The organism is Flavobacterium sp. CFBP9031, from assembly GCF_034044945.1.
Lineage (GTDB): Bacteria > Bacteroidota > Bacteroidia > Flavobacteriales > Flavobacteriaceae > Flavobacterium.
In genome coordinates this window covers 362,633-379,837 of sequence record NZ_JAXCWF010000002.1, presented here as the reverse complement: position 1 = coordinate 379,837, position 17,205 = coordinate 362,633, and the positions used below count along the sequence as shown (strand labels likewise).

Here is a 17,205-nt window from a genome sequence, read left to right as displayed (position 1 = left end):
CCAAGTTTTTAATTATGCTCATTTCGTAAATCGTTTTTTAATTTCTGACGAGTCCCTTTGTAACTTTTCTCCACTTTATTCTTTTTAAAATCACTTCCGGTAAAAACTCTCACTGGATTTCCTCGTTGTACATTAAGCTGATTTTCCCATTGTTGTCCCACATGATTTTTAAGCTGAATCAGTTTCTCGTCTTCTAGTTTTTTACGTAACCTTTCTGTTGCCAATTTTTTATTTTGGTGCTGCGAACGGCTGTCCATAGAAACCACTGCAATTCCGGTTGGAATATGCGTCGCTCTGATTGCCGAACTAACTTTATTTACGTGCTGACCACCCGCACCAGAACTTCTCATGGCCTGATATTGAATATCATTTTCAGAAAATAAGCTGTTTTTCTCTTGTTCAATTTCAAAGATTCCAATAAACCAGTTTTTGCGTTTGTGCATTTTCCTAAACTGACTTTGGCCAATCCATTGAACTGTTCCTATCCAAGAATTCACAAACTGATCAGTGTTCTTTCCTTTTATAGCGATTGAAGCTGTTTCTACAGTTCCGTTTTCAGTTCCTGCTTCTCTTTGGAGCAAAACAGTTTCCAATTGCTGTTCTTGTGCTTCTTCAAGTACTTTTTTAAGCACTTGGGCAACTACCCAAGTGCATTCTGCAGGTCCGCGACCCGCTGTTATCTGAATTATTCTTTCCATTTTTCTAATATCTTAAGAAGCTTTTCTCTGTTTTTTGCTTCTTTAATAAATTTTGGAAGTCTTGAAACCATTGTTCCATTACTACTTCCATTATTATTTCTTTCTCTTAAGTCGGCTTTAATATATTTTTCCAAGTACATTAAATGTTCATAATTGTAAACCCAAAAAATATTTCCTTTTATTTCTTTTTGAAACCAAAGAAGCAAATTATGCCATGGCTCTCTTACTAAACCGTCTTTTTTAGCTTCTTTTCTAATTCTAGAAACTCCTGGCTTTATTCCTTCCTGAAAACTGCAATGCGGGCATTTAACCTGATAGGTTGCTGGAATCTCTTTAAAAATCTGAGATTCGTAATCGAATTTTTCAAAGCAATTACCACAATAATGCTTTCCATATGCTTTGTATTGATAAACAGGTTCATCAATCTTATAAAAACACGTTTTGCATCCGAAAGCCATTGTAGTGCATTTTCCACATTCACAATTTTCAGGCACTTCTTTTAAAACTCCTTTAGATTCACATTTGGGGCATCTTACGAAAATCTCGTTATAAAAATTTCCCAACCATTTATTTTCGTCTTGAAATCTTTCCATAATTTTTAATTTTTAGCGATCCATCCTAACAATTTTAGGCGTAAATGTTCCTAAAACTTCAACTAATTCTGTTTGGTTAGCCATCACTTTTGTAATGTCTTTATATGCCATTGGAGCTTCGTCAATATTACCGCCAATTAAGGTTACATCGTTGGCTTTCAAAACCTTTTTTATTTCACTTTGCGTAAAAGTACTTTTGCATTTGGCTCTCGAAAACAAACGTCCAGCACCATGCGAAGCAGAGTTTAAACTTTCAGCATTTCCTTTTCCTTTTACAATAAAACCTGGCGCTGTCATAGAACCTGGAATAATTCCCAATTGTCCTTCACCTGCAGGTGTAGCTCCTTTTCTATGTACAATACATTCCTGACCATTTACCATTTCTTTCCAAGCAAAATTGTGGTGATTTTCTATTGTTACCACTACTCTTTTTCCAATCGCTTTGGCAATTCTTCTATGAATATCATCATGACAAGCCTTTGCATATTCTCCAGCTAAATTCATAGCCAGCCAATATTCCTGACCATCATGTGTATTCAAGTCTAGCCAAGCTAAATGTTGCACATTTTTAGGCAACGGACATTGTTTTGTGGCCAAATAAGTGTAATGTTTCGCAATATTAGCACCTAATCCGCGGGAACCACTGTGTGATAAAACAGCAAAATATTCTCCTTTTTCCAATTTCCATTCATTTTTTGGATTATCGATTTTTACAATTCCAAATTCTACAAAATGATTTCCTCCGCCTGAAGTTCCCAATTGTTTGTAAGCTTTTGGTAAAAGATTCTTTAACAACGGAATATCCTTGAATTCACTTTTATAAAATACTTCATGATCTACTCTTGAAGCATGCGTCTCGTACATTCCAAACTTTGTATTGTCTTTCAAAATAGCTTCTAATTGATGTTCTTTTCCTTTGAAATGAGAAGCTGGCAAATCAAAAATGGAAAGACTCATTCTGCATCCAATATCAACACCAACTCCGTACGGAATCACAGCATTGTCCGTTGCTAAAACGCCTCCAATTGGCAATCCGTAGCCTGAATGCGCATCTGGCATTAAAGCTCCAGCAACTGATACTGGGAGTTTCAGCGAATCGTACAATTGAAATTTAGCCTGTTCGTCTATTTCATTCTCACCAAAAATTTTAAAAGGCGCTCTTGTATTTTTAAGTTGATGCATTCTTACCTGAACAGGTTTGATTAAACCTTCGGCTACTTTACCCCAAGTTCCATTTCCTTCATATTTTTCAGGATTTAACAATACATCTTTTGCTTCTGTTAGAATAGATTCCTTTTTTTCTCTTTTTCTATATCTGTTTATCTGCCCTAAGGCGATATTTATTGAATTGTTTTTTGGAAAACCTAATTTAATCAGGTCTTTTCCAGATAATTTATTTCCCATGATTTTCTATCATTTCATCTGCATATTGCTGATATAAAGCATGCAGACTTTTATTTTTAATTGGGCTTATCTCTTTTGGATTCTCCTTTTCATAGTAACTCCATTTATGAGAACTGCCGTGTATTAATCTATTTATTTTATCTCTCAGATTATGATTAACAATATAATTGTCAAGAAGCTGAATTTCACTTTCCAAATCCGAATCGACCATCTTAGTATGTGTTATCATATAAGGGCTTACGCGAAGAACATATCGCCAAGGTTCGTTAAATACATAATGAATTCTGTATCGTTTAAAATTGCTGCACCAACGTTCCCTTTTATAAAAATGTGCTTTTTCTTTTTCGGTCAATTCTAATTTTGAACTTCTCCATTCCCATTCCGAAAATTCTTTTACAGTCTGGAGTTTTTCAACATACAGATGTTTTCTTTTTCTCTTTTTCTTTCTTTTAAAAGATTTTTCAGAAGAAAACTGCCATGTGTTTATTTTTTCCAATAATTCTCTGTAAAACGGAGCTTCACTTGATCTAGCAATATCATCTCTTAATTTAAAATTACGTTGCCAGCCTTTTTGATACGGAATTTCCAAAGGAACCAATGGTAAGTCTTTACGCTTTTTCCAAAGGTCGATTTCAAGTTTTCTTAACTGGATTAATTGTTTTTCAAAATCTTCTTTTACTAATCTTTTCTTTTTTCTTTTACTTTTAAAACGAGTACATAATGAATACTCGTCTACCGTATAATTTTCCATAAAAAAATTATCGTGCATTAAATTAATAGCCCCAAAAGGCCAAACTATTTATCCTGACGGATAAATTCTAAAAATCGATTTTCGGGAAAATTTTGAAGAGTCTAGAATAAAAAAAAGCCCGAAACTTATTGTCTTCGGGCTTTTTTATATATCTAAAAATATATTTCTAGGATTGAAATAAGCCACGAAGAATTGCTTCACCAAATACGTTTGGTGTAAAGCTCTGAGATGTCAATGTAAGTACAAACATTTTTTCTTCGTTTTTAAAGGGTTATTATTTTTTTCTTGTGCAAATATTCATAATACTTTTTTGATTTTCCAAATTTATTTAAAGAAAATTCTTCAAAATAAATTTCACCAATATATTTTGAGCTTTTAAAACCAACACTATTGTTTTTAGAATCAAACAATTAAAAGCAAATCTATATCACAAAAAATAAATCAAAATATTTTAATTTAATGCATAAAAAAAGCCCTGATTTCTCAGAGCTTATCTATTTTTTTTTGCTGAATGATTATTCAGAAACTTTGCTTTTTATTACCAATCTGAAACCTTCACCGTGAATGTTTAAGATTTCAACATCCTCATCTGCTTTTAGATATTTTCTCAATTTAGCGATGTAAACGTCCATACTTCTTGATGTAAAGTAGTTATCATCTCTCCAGATTTTTGTTAAAGCTAATTCTCTTGGCATTAAATCATTTTCATGAAGAATAAGCATTTTTAACAATTCATTTTCTTTTGGAGACAATTTAATTGGCTCTTCATCTTGGAAAGTCAAGAATCTTAGTTTTGAATTTAAGTGGAATTTTCCAATATTAAACTCAAACTGTACTTGTTCTGCTTTTGTATCAGCTGATTTTCTCTGAATGATTGCTTTAATCTTCATCAAAAGCACTTCTGAATCAAAAGGTTTATTTAAATAGTCGTCTGCACCAGCTTTATAACCTTTTAACACATCTTCTTTCATAGATTTTGCTGTTAAAAAGATAATTGGCACTTCACTGTTCTTCTCTCTAATTTCTTTGGCCAAAGTATAACCATCTTTATAAGGCATCATTACGTCAAGAATACATAAATCGTACACATCTTTCTTGAACTTCTCGAAACCTTCCATACCGTTTTTAGCTAAAGTAACTTCAAAGTCATTTAACATTAGATAATCTTTAAGAACCGCCCCAAAATTTAGGTCATCTTCTACTAAAAGTATTCTTTTGTTAGTATTTTCCATATTTTAATTTATTAATGGTATTTTTATTATAAAGGTGCTACCTTTTCCTTTTTCGCTTTCTACATATACTTGACCATTGTGATCCTCTACTATTCTTTTCACGTAAGCAAGTCCTAAACCGTGTCCTTTTACATTATGAAGATCTCCAGTGTGTTCTCTGTAAAATTTCTCAAACACTCGCTTTTGAGCTATCTTACTCATTCCCAACCCATGATCTCTCACTTTTATCAAAATCATATCTTTAATATTTTCAGTAAAGATTTCGATCTCTGGTGCATCTGGAGAATATTTAATGGCGTTTTCCAAAATATTAACCAGCACGTTTGTAAAGTGAACTTCGTTTATCAAACAAGTTGTTCTTGCTGCGTTATAATGCTTTACTACAGAACCGTTTCTGTCTTCTAAAATAAGATTCACATGCTCAATAGCATCGTCAATTATATCTGTAACTACAGTTGGCTCTTTCGTTATGTCAAGTTCTCTTTTTTCTAATTTTGAAATACGAAGAACATTCTCAACTTGAGCGTGCATTCTTTTGTTTTCATCTCGAATCATTTGAAGATAACGATACACTTTTTCTTTATCTTCAATAACTTTCGGACTTCTAATAGCATCTAATGCTAGATTTATAGTTGCAATTGGAGTTTTAAACTCATGCGTCATGTTATTAATAAAATCTGTCTTGATTTCAGAAATATGCTTCTGACGCAATAATTGATTTAACGCACTTGTATATGCAACTATTATAATTAATGTAAAAACTATCGATAAAATAGTAATACTTAATAATTCAGATAATAAGAATTTCTTTTTGTGGGGAAAAGTAACTGATAACTCATATTTGCTATTCCCTTCATTATCTGTATAAATTGGAATATCGTATGTAGATTCTTTATCAAAATGAAATCCATCGGATTTAATCTTTGTTGGAACACCACTACTATATATTCCGAATTCAAATTTGGTTTTTACGCCATATTCTTCAAGCTCTTTTTTTAATAATTTATAAAGCTTCTCCTTTGATATTCTTCCTTCAATTGGAGTCAAAGATGCTATATCTTTGTATTGAATCTGCTGCTGAACTTTATTTAAAATATCTAAACTTCCCGATTTTTCAATTTTAAGATCAGGTATAATACTTTGTCCTAAACCATTATTATCAATTCCGCTGTTGTTATTATAAACTTCTGTTACTCTTTTTGAACTAAAATTTTTAAAACGTTCGCTACTGAATTTTTTGTTAAAAACTGAGCCATTAATATCGTAATCTTCCGATGTCAATGTGCTTGAATAAACGATTGTTTTATTCGTTTTTGTGTTTCTTTGTACATAAAGTACTTCTAGTAAATCTTCTTTTTTTGGAATTTTACCCGTACTGTCTTTAATACGGTTGTATTTGTCGTAGAAACTGTACTCTTCTTGTTGTTCCAGCTTATCTGCAACATTTCCAATTACTTGAGTAACGTGGTATTTAAATTGCTCTTCATTATTTTTGAACGAAGAATTGAACCAAAACACTTGCACCAGAATTATCCCTATCAAGGACAAACTCATCAATAAAACAAGTATTCTAAAAAATAATTTATTCATCGAAACAAAATTAATATTTTAACAATATACTAAATAATACATTAACCAAATATTAACATTTAAGACTGTTTTTGTTTTATATTTAAAATATTAAGAATTTTAACAACTTCTTCTTTAGCATTTTTAAGATTATTGTTATTAATCACGAAATTGCTCTTAGAAATTCGTTTTTCATCATTCCACTGCATTTTCATTCTACTTAAAACTTCTTCGCGGGTTGTTTTATCTCGTTTTATAACCCTGTCAATCCTCACTTCTTCGGGAGCTGTTACGGTTATAATTACGTCGCAATCTTTATATCGGCCGCTTTCAAACAAAATAGCAGCTTCGTACATTACATAATCATTATTTGTGTGCTCTTTTACCCAATCATCAAAATCTAGTTTTACCGCTGGATGCACAATCGCATTTAATTTTGCCAATTGTTCTTTATCATTAAAAACAATTTGAGCTAGTTTAGCACGATTTAAAATATCATTATCAAAAATATTGCCACCAAATGCAGCTTTTACTTCTGCCAGAATGTTTTTTGACTGCATTACTCTTTTAGCACCGTCATCGGCAATATAAACAGGAACGCCCATTTCTTGAAAATAGTTTGCAACAGTCGTTTTCCCACTGCCAATTCCTCCTGTAAGACCAATAACTTTTGTCATTCTTATAATTTAAAAAACATACGCGGAAAAGCCTCTTGTGGTTTTTTCTTTAATAAAATTACTTTAATGTAGGATTTTAAAAATCCTGTTCCGTAACCAAAAAACTGTTTCCATACTGCAATTACAGACAGATATCCAATTTTGACACTTTTATTTTGAATACTAGCTGTAAGAAAAATTACAACGAAATATACGAAATATAATTGTAATAAAATATCGATATTGAAAATTAACAATAAAAAAGCTAATAATAATCCGAGTATAAAGAAAGTCGGAAAGAAAAAAGCTAACTTATTATGTTCTGGATACCAGCTATTTAAAATCGGTCGAGCAATACCAAATTTATTTACCTGAATTGAGAATTTTTCCCAATCGATTCTTCTTTTATGATACACATAAGCCTCTTTGAAAAGCCTTGTCTCGAAGCCTAAATTCCATAAACGAATTGATAAATCTGGATCTTCACCCGGATGAATGTTTCCAAATCCTTTTGATGCCTCAAAAGCCTTCTTAGAAATCCCCATATTAAAACTGCGTGGCTGAAACTTGTTTATCTTCTCCGAACCACCTCTAATTCCGCCTGTGGTCAAAAAAGAAGTCATAGCAAAATTGATGGCTTTTTGAATATCAGAAAAACTATCTAATGCTTTATCTGGCCCTCCAAAACAGTCTACATAATTTGCATCTAATTCTTTACGAACTTCAGTTAAATATTGTGATGGAATAATGCAATCTGAATCAAAAATGATAAAATAATCACCTCTAGCTCTCTGCATCCCAAAATTTCTAGAATCTCCAGGACCAGAGTTTTCTTTAAAATAGTATGATATATTTAATTTTCCTTGATAATTCATCACTACATCCCGACATGGAATAGAAGATCCATCTTCGACAAGAACAATTTCAAAAGCTTCATTATAATCAGATTTTGAGAGACTTTCCAAAAGCTCATCAACTTCATCAGGACGATTATACACGGGTATAATTAAAGAAAAAATCATAGCAGAATGTGCGTTATTAAAGGGTATATTTTTATTGTTGTAAAATTTTAACAAAGATATGGTATATTCACAAAAAAACCATCAACTTTTGGCTGATGGTTTTTCGTTTTACTAAGTAAAAATATATTATTTGATACTTTCAATCTCAACAACTTCGTTAGTGTCTGCGTTGTAATCAACACCAGGAACCTCGAATCCGAATAAATTTAAGAAATCACTTCTGTAACCAGCTAAATCACCAATTTCTGGTAATGTTTCAGTTGTTGCTTCCAACCAAAGTTTAGCCACTTTTTCCTGAACATCTTCACGCATTTCCCAGTCATCAATTCTGATTCTTCCTTTTTCATCAACAGGAACTTCAGAACCATTATACAATCTGTCTTGGAATAAACGTTGAATTTGCTCAATACAACCTTCGTGAATCCCTTCTTCTTTCATGATTTTATACAAAAGAGAAATATACAATGGAATTACTGGAATTGCAGAACTTGCTTGAGTAACTAAAGCTTTATTTACAGAAACATACGCTCTTCCTCCAATAGATTTTAAAGAATCTTCGATAGTAAATGCCGTAGCCTCTAAGTGATCTTTTGCACGACCTATTGTTCCTTTTCTGTAAACCGCTTCAGTTAAAGCTGGCCCGATATAAGAATAAGCAACTGTTGTAGCTCCTTCAGCTAATAAATTTTCAGCTTTCAAAGCATCAATCCACATTGCCCAATCTTCACCTCCCATTACCGCTACAGTATTTTCAATATCTTCCTCATTTGCAGGATTAATAGAAACATCTGAAACTTTTCCTGTGTGAAAATCAACAGTTTTATTCGTAAAAGTTTGTCCTATTGGTTTTAAAACTGAACGATGCGTAACTCCTGTATTTGGATTTGTACGTACTGGAGACGCTAAACTATAAATTATAAGATCTACTTGTCCTAAATCTGCTTTAATCAAATCTAAAGTTTCTCTTTTGATTTCGTTTGAAAACGCATCACCATTGATACTTTTTGCATACAAACCTGCTTTATGAGCTTCTTTTTCGAATGCTGCAGAATTATACCATCCTGGAGAAGCTGTTTTTCCTTCAACTGGTGGTTTTTCAAAAAACACTCCAATTGTTGATGCACCAGAACCAAAAGCACTAGTAATTCTTGAAGCCAATCCGAAACCTGTAGAAGCACCGATTACTAAAACTTTTTTAGCACCAGCGATTTCTCCTTTAGATTTTACGTATTCGATTTGATTTTTTACATTTTGTTCAGCTCCCGTTGGGTGGGCAGTCAAACAAATAAATCCTCTCATTCTAGGTTCTATAATCATCTTGCAATTATTTTTTTTGTATTATTTCAATTTCAGTTTTAATTTTTCAAAAATAGACATTTTATCCTTAACCCTTTTCATATTAGCCTTCATATTGTCAATAAAATTTGGGTTTAATGCATTCCTCTTTGCTTCTTTATAAAAATTAAATGCTTTAGTATATTGGCTTTCATACTCCGCCATTCTCCCTAATTCACTGTTATACGTAGAGTTATCTGCATTTTCTAAATTAGCCAATGTAAAATTAATATGCTCTTTTGCTTCTGCATATCTCCCTATATCAATGAGCAGATAGGTATAATTTAAATATGGAGCTGGATATTTAGAGTCAAACTTCATGGCCAATTTATAATGATAGATCCCTCTTTCGAAGTCACTTAATTTATTATAATAAATCCATCCCAAATGATTGTGAGCTTTACCAAAATCAGGATACTGAGATAAAATTTCTTCCAGCAGCTCTTTTGCATCTGCTGAATTTCCTTCAGAAATTAAAGCGTCTGCCTTAATAAATTGATTTTCGTAAAAACTCAAACTTTCCATTCCTTATTTTAATTCAATAATTCTTTTGCGTGATTTAATGCTGAGTCAGAGATGTTTGCTCCTGATAACATTTGAGCTATTTCTATAATTCGGTCTTCTTGCGATAAAAGTTTCAATTCCGATTGTGTGTCGTCGCCAACTGTAGACTTAGAAACTTTAAAATGAGAATCTCCTTTTGCCGCAATTTGAGGTAAATGCGTAATGGCAAATATCTGCATTGTGGCACTCATTTCTTTCATGATTTCTCCCATTCTGATCGCAATTTCTCCAGAAACTCCTGTATCGATTTCATCAAAAATTAAAGTTGGAAGTTTTGAATATTTCGCTAAAATCGCTTTCACAGCCAACATAATACGAGACATCTCTCCACCTGATGCTACTTTTTTAAGCAAGCCAAAATCGGTTCCTTTATTTGCTGAGAACAAGAATTGCAATTCGTCTTTTCCGTTTTGAAAATACGTTTCAGAAGGCTGTAATTCCATATTAAAACGTGCATTAGGCATTCCTAAAGTCTCAAGGATTGAAACCAATTGCGCTGATAGCGTTGGAATTGCATCTAATCTATTTTGATGTATTTTTGATGCGTAAATATCAAGCTCTGTTGCTTTTTCCTCGATAATTTTAGTCAGTGAAGCTATTTCTTCATCCATATTATCAAGTTCAAGCAAAGAATTTCCTAAATCGGACTGAATTTGCAATAATTCGTCTACAGTATTTGCCTGATGTTTTTTCTGTAAATTATAAATCGACTGCAATTTTTGGTTGATCAATTCTAATTGTGCAGGATCGTTTAATAATTTTTCTGAGCAATTTTCCAATTCTTTAGAAACATCATCAAACTCTATAGTCAAACTTGTTATTCTTTCAAACAAATTTTGGTATTCTACAGAGAAAGGAGCCACTTTTTGCAAGGCATTTTTCATTTCATTTAAACTATGAAAAACACCAAATTGCTCTTCATTGGCAATTGTCAAAGATTTATCTAGAGATTCTTTAATTATTTCGACGTTATTCAGTTTTTCGTAGTCTGCTTCTAACTCTTCCTGCTCTCCAGATTTCAATTGAGCCGCAACCAGTTCATTCAATAAAAATGTATGATATTCCTGCTCTTTCCCAGCATCACTTTGTTTTTTAAGCAAAGCATTTAACTTCGATTTATCTGACTTATAAGATTTAAGCAACTTCTGATACTCAGCAATTATGTCATTATTGTTTGCAATGGCATCAATAATTTTAAACTGAACATTTTCATCTGACAATTCTTGAGTTTGCTGCTGTGAATGAATATCAATCAAATACAAACTCAAATCTTGCAATTCTTGAAGATTTACCGGACTATCATTTATAAATGCACGAGATTTTCCAGAAGGTAAAATTTCCCTCCTAATGATCGTTTCATCTTCATAATCCAAATCATTAGCTTCAAAAAACTCCTTTAAATTATATTTTCCAATTTCAAATTGTGCCTCAATAACACATTTTTCTTCTTTATTTTTTAATGAAGTCAGATCTGCTCTTTTACCCAAAACAAGACCAATAGCCCCTAAAATAATTGACTTTCCCGCACCTGTCTCACCTGTAATTATAGAAAAACCTTTAGAAAAATCTATAGCTAGTTTTTCGATAAGAGCATAATTTTTAATTGACAGTGATGTAATCATAGGTCGATTTGTAAAATATAAGGTTAAAAAGTAGCGAAGATAAAAATGAAAAACGAGATTAGTATTTAATCTGTGACCATTTTGTAGAATTTAACGGCGAAACTCTATTTAAGACATCGGTTAAATCTGTAATTGTGATACTTGGGCCTCCAGAAAAAATAGAAACAATTTCATCTGATTTTGCATCAAAGAAAACTCGGGTTATAAAAGCATTTGGTTTAACAGAGTTTAATTTACCAATAAGCATTAATGCATTTTTGATTTTTTCCTTAGCAGCTTTTGTATCCAATGTCATTGCATCCAATCCTGTATGATATGCATAAGTAGTCTGACGCAAATCGCTATAGGTTGGAGCAATCATATCATTAATTAAATAGTATCGATTTTGAAGTCCGTCAGATTGGTTCCATCCTTTAAAACCTCCTTGTTGTGCAACATTGGCAATATTTTGCGCGGTTTGAAGATATGGATTTCCTGCTCCCATCTGAAAGGTATCAGCATCCATTCCTAAAATCACATAACAGTAGAAAGATATTACAGAAACCAAGTTTGACTCGTAAGTACTTGGGTTAAACAACAATGGTTCATACTCTGTATATCTAAAATTAAAATCTTTATCGTTGTAATTTAAAACTGGAGAAGAATAGGTTGAATTAAAAATCAATCTCGAAGACTGAACTTGAATGGTTCCCGTGAATTGATCTGAACTGTTAGATGATAAAGTAATATACATTGAACAGTTTATTCTCTCATTTTGTTTTAAAACAGAACCTGTCCAGTCTGTTTTATTCACAAACTCAGCCAAAGAAGTCTGAAGCGTTTTAAAAACCTGATTATTTGGGTTTGTTAATCGTTCTGTATTAATAGTCACTGTACAATTTAACTGCTGAGCTTGTACAAAACCAAAGCTTAAAAATACTAATAGCGTAACTATCTTCTTCATAATCGTCTAGATATTTAATTTTATAACATAAGTTGTTTCCAAGTTATGCTTTCGGCGTATATTCTAAATTTATGATTTTGAAAAATGCAGAATAACTTTATTCAAAATATCAGCCGCAACAGATTCTTTTGATTTTAATTCCATAGGTTCGATTTCAAAATTTTTATCAATAAAAGTAACTTTATTGGTCTCTTTTTTAAAACCGGCACCTTTATCTTGTAAGGAATTTAAAACAATCAAATCTAAGTTTTTTTTCTGAATTTTCAGCTTAGCATTTTCAATTTCATTTTCAGTCTCTAATGCAAACCCGATTAAAAACTGATTTTTTTTGATAGCACCTAAAGAAGACAAGATATCTTTTGTTTTCTCTAAATCTATCGAAAATTCTACAGTATTCTTTTTAATCTTTTGATCTGCAACAAATTTAGGTCTGTAATCTGCAACAGCAGCAGCAGCGATTGCCGCATCAACTTCATTAAAATACAAATGACAAGCATCGTACATTTCTTGAGCCGAAACAACATCTACCACTTTTATCAGACTATTTTTTGCTTTTAAATGAGTTGGTCCCGCAATCAAGAACACTTCTGCTCCTAAGTTTGCCGCTTCATTAGCAATATCAAATCCCATTTTTCCTGACGAATGATTCCCTATAAAACGTACAGGGTCTATCGCTTCGTATGTCGGTCCTGCTGTAACTAGTATTTTTTTTCCTTTTAAAGGCAATTTACTTTCTAAATCAGCTTCTAGAAAAGCTACAATGTTCTCAGGTTCAGCCATTCGGCCCTCGCCTGACAAACCACTTGCCAATTCTCCACTTTCAGCAGGAATCATACTATTTCCGTACTGTTTTAATGCTGCAAAGCTCGATAAAGTCGAAGGGTGCTTGTACATATCCAAGTCCATTGCTGGTGCAAAATAAACTGGACATTTTGCCGATAAGTAGGTCGCAATTAAAAGGTTATCACAATTTCCTGTCGCCATTTTAGACAAAGTATTTGCAGTAGCAGGCGCAATCAACATCAAATCTGCCCAAAGAGCCAATTCTACGTGATTATTCCATACCGCATCTTCATCATCCTGATTAAAGAAATTGGAATGTACTGGATTTTTTGATAATGTAGATAATGTAAGTGGGGTTACAAAATCCTTAGAAGCAGGTGTCATGATCACTTGGACATGTGCACCTGCTTTTATAAAAAGTCGTACTAAAGTGGCTGTTTTATACGCTGCGATTCCACCAGAAACACCCAGTAAAATCTTTTTCCCGTTTAAAACTGACATTGTACTATTATTTGTTTGAACTTCTGTGGTAAGTTTTACCGTCTAGCCATTCTTGAACAGCTAAAGCGTGTGGTTTTGGTAATTTTTCATAAAATTTAGAAACTTCAATTTGTTCTTTATTTTCAAAAACTTCTTCTAGACTATCATTGTAAGTAGCAAACTCTTCTAATTTTTCAGTCAATTCTTTTTTAATCTCTGAATTAATTTGATTTGCTCTTTTAGCCATAATGGTAATTGCCTCATACACATTTCCTGTTGGCTCTTCAATAACTGTTTTATTGTAAGTTATTGTGTTTACAGGAGCATTCGTCTTTTTTAAATCCATGACTTTATTTTATTTAGTAAATTTTTGTAAATCTGTTTCAACTCTGGCATTCATTTCTTCTGCCTCTTTTTTATATTTCGTATCGCTTTTAAACTTCAATAAGTTAGCATAACATGTTTGTGCAACATGTAAACGATCTTCCATTTTTGAAGGAACACTGTTAATTGCCAATTTATATGCAGAATCGTATTTATAGAAAAGCGCATCTTCTTTAAATGGTGTTCCAGGAAAATCAGCAATAAAGTTATCAAAAGCTATTAAAGCCGATTTGTAATCTGATATTGTATTATATCCTTTAGCATTCTCGTAAGCTTTTTTCTCCAATTTACCATTTAGCTTCTGTACCGTCTCATTTGCCTGAGGAATATATTCAGAATTTGGATAATTTTCAATAAAAGTCTGTAATTTCTCTAATGCCTTTACCGTATCTGCTTGATCTAAACTATAAACTGGCGACAACTTAGAATAACTATAAGCTCCTAAAAACGCAGCTTCCTGCACTTTTTCACTTCTTGGATACCCCGAAACAAAAGCTTCAAACTGATAACCAGCTAAATAATATTGTTTTGTTTTATAATATGATTGCGAAAACATGTAAAACAGTTTTTCTGCTTGTGGTTTTCCTCTGTATGAAGTGGCTAGTTGCTCAAAAAGACGAATCGCCTTTGTGTATTTACCAGCATCATACATTTTTGTTGCCACTTCAAATTTTGCTGCAACATCATCATTTTTCAACGCTTTTTGATATTCTCCACAAGAATAAAAAAGAGTTACAACAATTAATAGCGATACTATTTTTTTCATTTTCTTACTGTTATTACAATCTCTCAGACAATTAATTATGCCAAAGTGAAATCGCACCGAAGTTTCGGTGGCAAATTTAGTTATTAATTTAGCTACTGCAAAATAATTTTTTAGTATCTTAAAATACTAACACTTTAACAATTATTTAATGCTGTTTTTCACAAAGTCATTTAGTCTTGTTGCTAGAGATTCATCAACAGAAACTAATGGTAGACGAACAGTATTCTCAGCAATTCCAAGGGCTTGGAAGATTTGTTTGATTCCAGCTGGATTTCCCTGCTCAAAAATCATATCAATACTGTCTGACAAAAAGTAATGTGTTTTGTAAGCGTCAGCCGCTTTTTTATTTAGTCCTAAACGGATCATTTCTGAAAATTCTTTAGGAAAACCTTGTCCAATTACAGAAATAACACCTGCTCCTCCCGCCAAAACGATCGGCAAAGCCAACATATCGTCTCCAGAAATCACTAAGAAATCTTTTGGAGCATTTTTAATAATCTGCATTGCTTGAGCCATATCTCCAGCCGCTTCTTTAATAGCTACAACATTTTTAAAATCGTTAGCCAAACGCACAACTGTCGAAGGAAGCATGTTACTTGCCGTTCTTCCCGGAACATTATATAGGATTACCGGAATTGGAGAAGCTTCAGCAATTGCTTTAAAATGCTGATAAATTCCTTCCTGAGTTGGTTTATTATAATATGGAGAAACCGATAGTATCGCTTCAAAAGCAGAAAAATCTCTTGTTTTTAACTCCTCAACAATCTGCATAGTATTATTTCCTCCAACTCCTAAAACTAGAGGCAATCTTCCCTTATTCACATCGATTACAGTCTTTATAACCAACTCTTTCTCATCTGCTGTAAGGGTTGCATTTTCTGCTGTTGTTCCCATCACAACAAGATACTCCACTCCGCCATCTATAGAGAAGTTTACAACTCGCTGTAAAGCCTCAATGTCAACTGAAAAATCTTTTTTAAATGGCGTCACAAGCGCAACACCAGTTCCTATCAATGATTGCATATTATTATTAATTTATTTTATATTTTTTAAATACCTAAACAACTCTGAAACGAATAGTTTATAGCTTCCTAATTCTGTACTAATCATCCAACGATTTAGCCTCTGGTCTACAGCAGAAAATCCGACTTTAAATTTAGCTTTTGACTTACTCGTGATTAACATCAAAATACTATTCTCGACATTATAATAACTCAACAAAAGATCAAATTCTGAATTCACAAAATCATTCAAGAAACCTTCTGTAATTTCTCCGTTCCAACTGATGTGTTTTTTACCAAAAGTTGGGCGAGGATAGGCTTCTTTTTCCTTAAATTTTCCTTTGTACGCCAGAACTTTTATGTTTTCTAAAGCAATTCCGTGTAGCGTTAACTCCTTTATTAGTGCTTTCGAATATTCAAAATCGCTCTCATCTATCAATAAACCAATCGATTGGACGTTTTTAGTAAATACTTCGCTTTTTTCTTTATTTAAATTATTATTTAATGATTTTTTTACAAAAAATTCCTTTATATAATTCAAAAACATAGTACTTTTACTAGATTACAAAATTAATTATTTAAGTTGCATTTAAAATGGTAAAACTAAAAAAGTATAACGGATTTTTAAAACTTTTTGTTATATTCTTAACACTTTTTTTAATCTCTTCCTGTAGTAAGAATAACTACAATTTAACTAAAATTGAAGGAAAACAACTCCCAGTTACTGAAAAAGCTGCAGAAACTCCTGAAATTGAAAACTTTATTAAGCCTTATCGCGATCACATCAATAAAGATTTGGATAATGTATTGGCTTATTGCCCAGAAACTCTTGACAAAAGCACTGGAAAATGGCAAACTGGCATTGGAAGCTTGATGGCAGATGTTTGTGTACTAAGAGGAAACATTGTTTTTAACGCTCGCGAAAAGAAAGATATCGATTTATGTCTTTTAAATCATGGCGGTATTCGTGCTATTCTTCCAAAAGGAAATGTTACGACAAGATCGGCTTTTGAAATTATGCCTTTCGAAAACAGCTTGGTTGTTCTCGCTTTAAAAGGTGAGCAAATCTCAGAAATTGCTGCTTATATTATTAAGGAGAAAAAACCTCAGCCATTGTCTGGAATGACTTTTACAATTACAAAAGACAATAAGGCAAAAAACATCATGGTGCAAGGCAAACCGCTTGATTTAAACAAAACGTACTATGTTGCTACAAACGATTACTTGGCAAATGGCGGAGACAGCATGACTTTCTTTGCAAAAAGCACTCAAAAGTTTGACTTAAACTACAAGCTTAGAGATGTATTGATTGATTATTTTAAAGAAGTTGACACTGTTGTTGCTCCAAAAAATATCAGAATCACAGAGGAATAAAAATTATAAAAAACAAGCAAAGCATTTC

At 32.5% G+C, this 17,205-nt stretch carries 18 protein-coding genes; 1 reads left to right on the top strand and 17 read right to left on the bottom strand.

The window, feature by feature from the left end; genetic code table 11:
• Positions 1-8: 8 nt before the first annotated feature.
• The 17 genes from prfH to SOM12_RS05080 form a co-directional block, all read right to left on the bottom strand.
• Positions 9-698, bottom strand: a complete 690-nt coding sequence (gene prfH / locus SOM12_RS05160) for a peptide chain release factor H (RefSeq protein ID WP_320492642.1) — start codon at positions 696-698, stop codon at positions 9-11.
• Positions 686-1,291, bottom strand: coding sequence for a hypothetical protein (locus SOM12_RS05155; RefSeq protein WP_320492641.1), 606 nt, complete (start codon positions 1,289-1,291; stop codon positions 686-688). The genes prfH and SOM12_RS05155 overlap by 13 nt, the downstream gene beginning before the upstream one ends.
• 12 nt (positions 1,292-1,303) lie before the next feature.
• Positions 1,304-2,695 (bottom strand): RtcB family protein, encoded by a 1,392-nt coding sequence (locus SOM12_RS05150; protein WP_320492640.1) that lies wholly within the window; start codon positions 2,693-2,695, stop codon positions 1,304-1,306.
• On the bottom strand, positions 2,685-3,446 hold the full coding sequence (locus SOM12_RS05145; protein WP_141248102.1) for a hypothetical protein: 762 nt from the start codon (positions 3,444-3,446) through the stop codon (positions 2,685-2,687). The genes SOM12_RS05150 and SOM12_RS05145 overlap by 11 nt, the downstream gene beginning before the upstream one ends.
• Positions 3,447-3,961: 515 nt before the next feature.
• A complete protein-coding gene (locus SOM12_RS05140) occupies positions 3,962-4,678 on the bottom strand; it encodes a response regulator transcription factor (protein WP_095927693.1) in 717 nt (238 codons plus the stop codon).
• A gap of 3 nt (positions 4,679-4,681) precedes the next feature.
• Positions 4,682-6,268: a sensor histidine kinase gene (locus SOM12_RS05135; protein WP_095927694.1), complete on the bottom strand. Its 1,587-nt coding sequence runs from the start codon at positions 6,266-6,268 to the stop codon at positions 4,682-4,684.
• A 59-nt stretch (positions 6,269-6,327) separates the two neighbouring features.
• Complete coding sequence (gene coaE / locus SOM12_RS05130; protein ID WP_320492639.1) at positions 6,328-6,924, bottom strand: dephospho-CoA kinase; 597 nt, start codon at positions 6,922-6,924, stop codon at positions 6,328-6,330.
• A gap of 2 nt (positions 6,925-6,926) precedes the next feature.
• On the bottom strand, positions 6,927-7,925 hold the full coding sequence (locus SOM12_RS05125; protein WP_320492638.1) for a glycosyltransferase: 999 nt from the start codon (positions 7,923-7,925) through the stop codon (positions 6,927-6,929).
• 126 nt (positions 7,926-8,051) lie between these two features.
• Positions 8,052-9,242 carry an enoyl-ACP reductase FabV gene (gene fabV / locus SOM12_RS05120; RefSeq protein ID WP_095927697.1) on the bottom strand — a complete coding sequence of 397 codons (1,191 nt, stop codon included), beginning with the start codon at positions 9,240-9,242 and terminating at the stop codon, positions 8,052-8,054.
• Positions 9,243-9,263: 21 nt separating this feature from the next.
• Positions 9,264-9,785, bottom strand: coding sequence for a tetratricopeptide repeat protein (locus SOM12_RS05115; RefSeq protein ID WP_095927698.1), 522 nt, complete (start codon positions 9,783-9,785; stop codon positions 9,264-9,266).
• A gap of 8 nt (positions 9,786-9,793) precedes the next feature.
• The gene (gene recN, locus SOM12_RS05110; protein WP_320492637.1) at positions 9,794-11,446 is read right to left on the bottom strand and encodes a DNA repair protein RecN; all 1,653 of its coding nucleotides are present in this window, start codon (positions 11,444-11,446) and stop codon (positions 9,794-9,796) included.
• Positions 11,447-11,504: 58 nt separating this feature from the next.
• On the bottom strand, positions 11,505-12,389 hold the full coding sequence (locus tag SOM12_RS05105) for a DUF4835 family protein (RefSeq protein ID WP_320492636.1): 885 nt from the start codon (positions 12,387-12,389) through the stop codon (positions 11,505-11,507).
• 69 nt (positions 12,390-12,458) lie between these two features.
• Positions 12,459-13,673 carry a bifunctional phosphopantothenoylcysteine decarboxylase/phosphopantothenate--cysteine ligase CoaBC gene (gene coaBC / locus SOM12_RS05100; RefSeq protein WP_320492635.1) on the bottom strand — a complete coding sequence of 405 codons (1,215 nt, stop codon included), beginning with the start codon at positions 13,671-13,673 and terminating at the stop codon, positions 12,459-12,461.
• 7 nt (positions 13,674-13,680) lie between these two features.
• Positions 13,681-13,998, bottom strand: a complete 318-nt coding sequence (locus SOM12_RS05095) for a DNA-directed RNA polymerase subunit omega (protein WP_008463064.1) — start codon at positions 13,996-13,998, stop codon at positions 13,681-13,683.
• A gap of 9 nt (positions 13,999-14,007) precedes the next feature.
• Positions 14,008-14,802: an outer membrane protein assembly factor BamD gene (locus SOM12_RS05090; protein ID WP_095927702.1), complete on the bottom strand. Its 795-nt coding sequence runs from the start codon at positions 14,800-14,802 to the stop codon at positions 14,008-14,010.
• A gap of 141 nt (positions 14,803-14,943) precedes the next feature.
• Positions 14,944-15,825 (bottom strand): 4-hydroxy-tetrahydrodipicolinate synthase, encoded by an 882-nt coding sequence (gene dapA / locus SOM12_RS05085; RefSeq protein ID WP_320492634.1) that lies wholly within the window; start codon positions 15,823-15,825, stop codon positions 14,944-14,946.
• A gap of 12 nt (positions 15,826-15,837) precedes the next feature.
• Positions 15,838-16,350, bottom strand: a complete 513-nt coding sequence (locus SOM12_RS05080) for a DUF6913 domain-containing protein (RefSeq protein ID WP_320492633.1) — start codon at positions 16,348-16,350, stop codon at positions 15,838-15,840.
• Positions 16,351-16,397: 47 nt separating this feature from the next.
• Here SOM12_RS05080 and SOM12_RS05075 point away from each other — a divergent pair, with 47 nt between their 5' ends.
• Positions 16,398-17,177, top strand: coding sequence for a 5'-nucleotidase C-terminal domain-containing protein (locus tag SOM12_RS05075; protein WP_250835674.1), 780 nt, complete (start codon positions 16,398-16,400; stop codon positions 17,175-17,177).
• Positions 17,178-17,205: the final 28 nt, after the last annotated feature.

Excerpts from the sequence above, each read along its gene's own strand:
- SOM12_RS05090 (WP_095927702.1), bottom strand. The coding sequence starts at position 14,802 with ATGAAAAAAATAGTATCGCTATTAATTGTTGTAACTCTTTTTTATTCT.
- SOM12_RS05135 (WP_095927694.1), bottom strand. The coding sequence starts at position 6,268 with ATGAATAAATTATTTTTTAGAATACTTGTTTTATTGATGAGTTTGTCC.
- SOM12_RS05075 (WP_250835674.1), top strand. The coding sequence starts at position 16,398 with ATGGTAAAACTAAAAAAGTATAACGGATTTTTAAAACTTTTTGTTATA.
- SOM12_RS05080 (WP_320492633.1), bottom strand. The coding sequence starts at position 16,350 with ATGTTTTTGAATTATATAAAGGAATTTTTTGTAAAAAAATCATTAAAT.
- SOM12_RS05125 (WP_320492638.1), bottom strand. The coding sequence starts at position 7,925 with ATGATTTTTTCTTTAATTATACCCGTGTATAATCGTCCTGATGAAGTT.
- SOM12_RS05155 (WP_320492641.1), bottom strand. The coding sequence starts at position 1,291 with ATGGAAAGATTTCAAGACGAAAATAAATGGTTGGGAAATTTTTATAAC.
- SOM12_RS05095 (WP_008463064.1), bottom strand. The coding sequence starts at position 13,998 with ATGGATTTAAAAAAGACGAATGCTCCTGTAAACACAATAACTTACAAT.
- SOM12_RS05145 (WP_141248102.1), bottom strand. The coding sequence starts at position 3,446 with ATGGAAAATTATACGGTAGACGAGTATTCATTATGTACTCGTTTTAAA.
- coaBC (WP_320492635.1), bottom strand. The coding sequence starts at position 13,673 with ATGTCAGTTTTAAACGGGAAAAAGATTTTACTGGGTGTTTCTGGTGGA.
- SOM12_RS05115 (WP_095927698.1), bottom strand. The coding sequence starts at position 9,785 with ATGGAAAGTTTGAGTTTTTACGAAAATCAATTTATTAAGGCAGACGCT.
- SOM12_RS05150 (WP_320492640.1), bottom strand. The coding sequence starts at position 2,695 with ATGGGAAATAAATTATCTGGAAAAGACCTGATTAAATTAGGTTTTCCA.
- coaE (WP_320492639.1), bottom strand. The coding sequence starts at position 6,924 with ATGACAAAAGTTATTGGTCTTACAGGAGGAATTGGCAGTGGGAAAACG.
- SOM12_RS05140 (WP_095927693.1), bottom strand. The coding sequence starts at position 4,678 with ATGGAAAATACTAACAAAAGAATACTTTTAGTAGAAGATGACCTAAAT.
- SOM12_RS05105 (WP_320492636.1), bottom strand. The coding sequence starts at position 12,389 with ATGAAGAAGATAGTTACGCTATTAGTATTTTTAAGCTTTGGTTTTGTA.
- fabV (WP_095927697.1), bottom strand. The coding sequence starts at position 9,242 with ATGATTATAGAACCTAGAATGAGAGGATTTATTTGTTTGACTGCCCAC.
- dapA (WP_320492634.1), bottom strand. The coding sequence starts at position 15,825 with ATGCAATCATTGATAGGAACTGGTGTTGCGCTTGTGACGCCATTTAAA.
- prfH (WP_320492642.1), bottom strand. The coding sequence starts at position 698 with ATGGAAAGAATAATTCAGATAACAGCGGGTCGCGGACCTGCAGAATGC.
- recN (WP_320492637.1), bottom strand. The coding sequence starts at position 11,446 with ATGATTACATCACTGTCAATTAAAAATTATGCTCTTATCGAAAAACTA.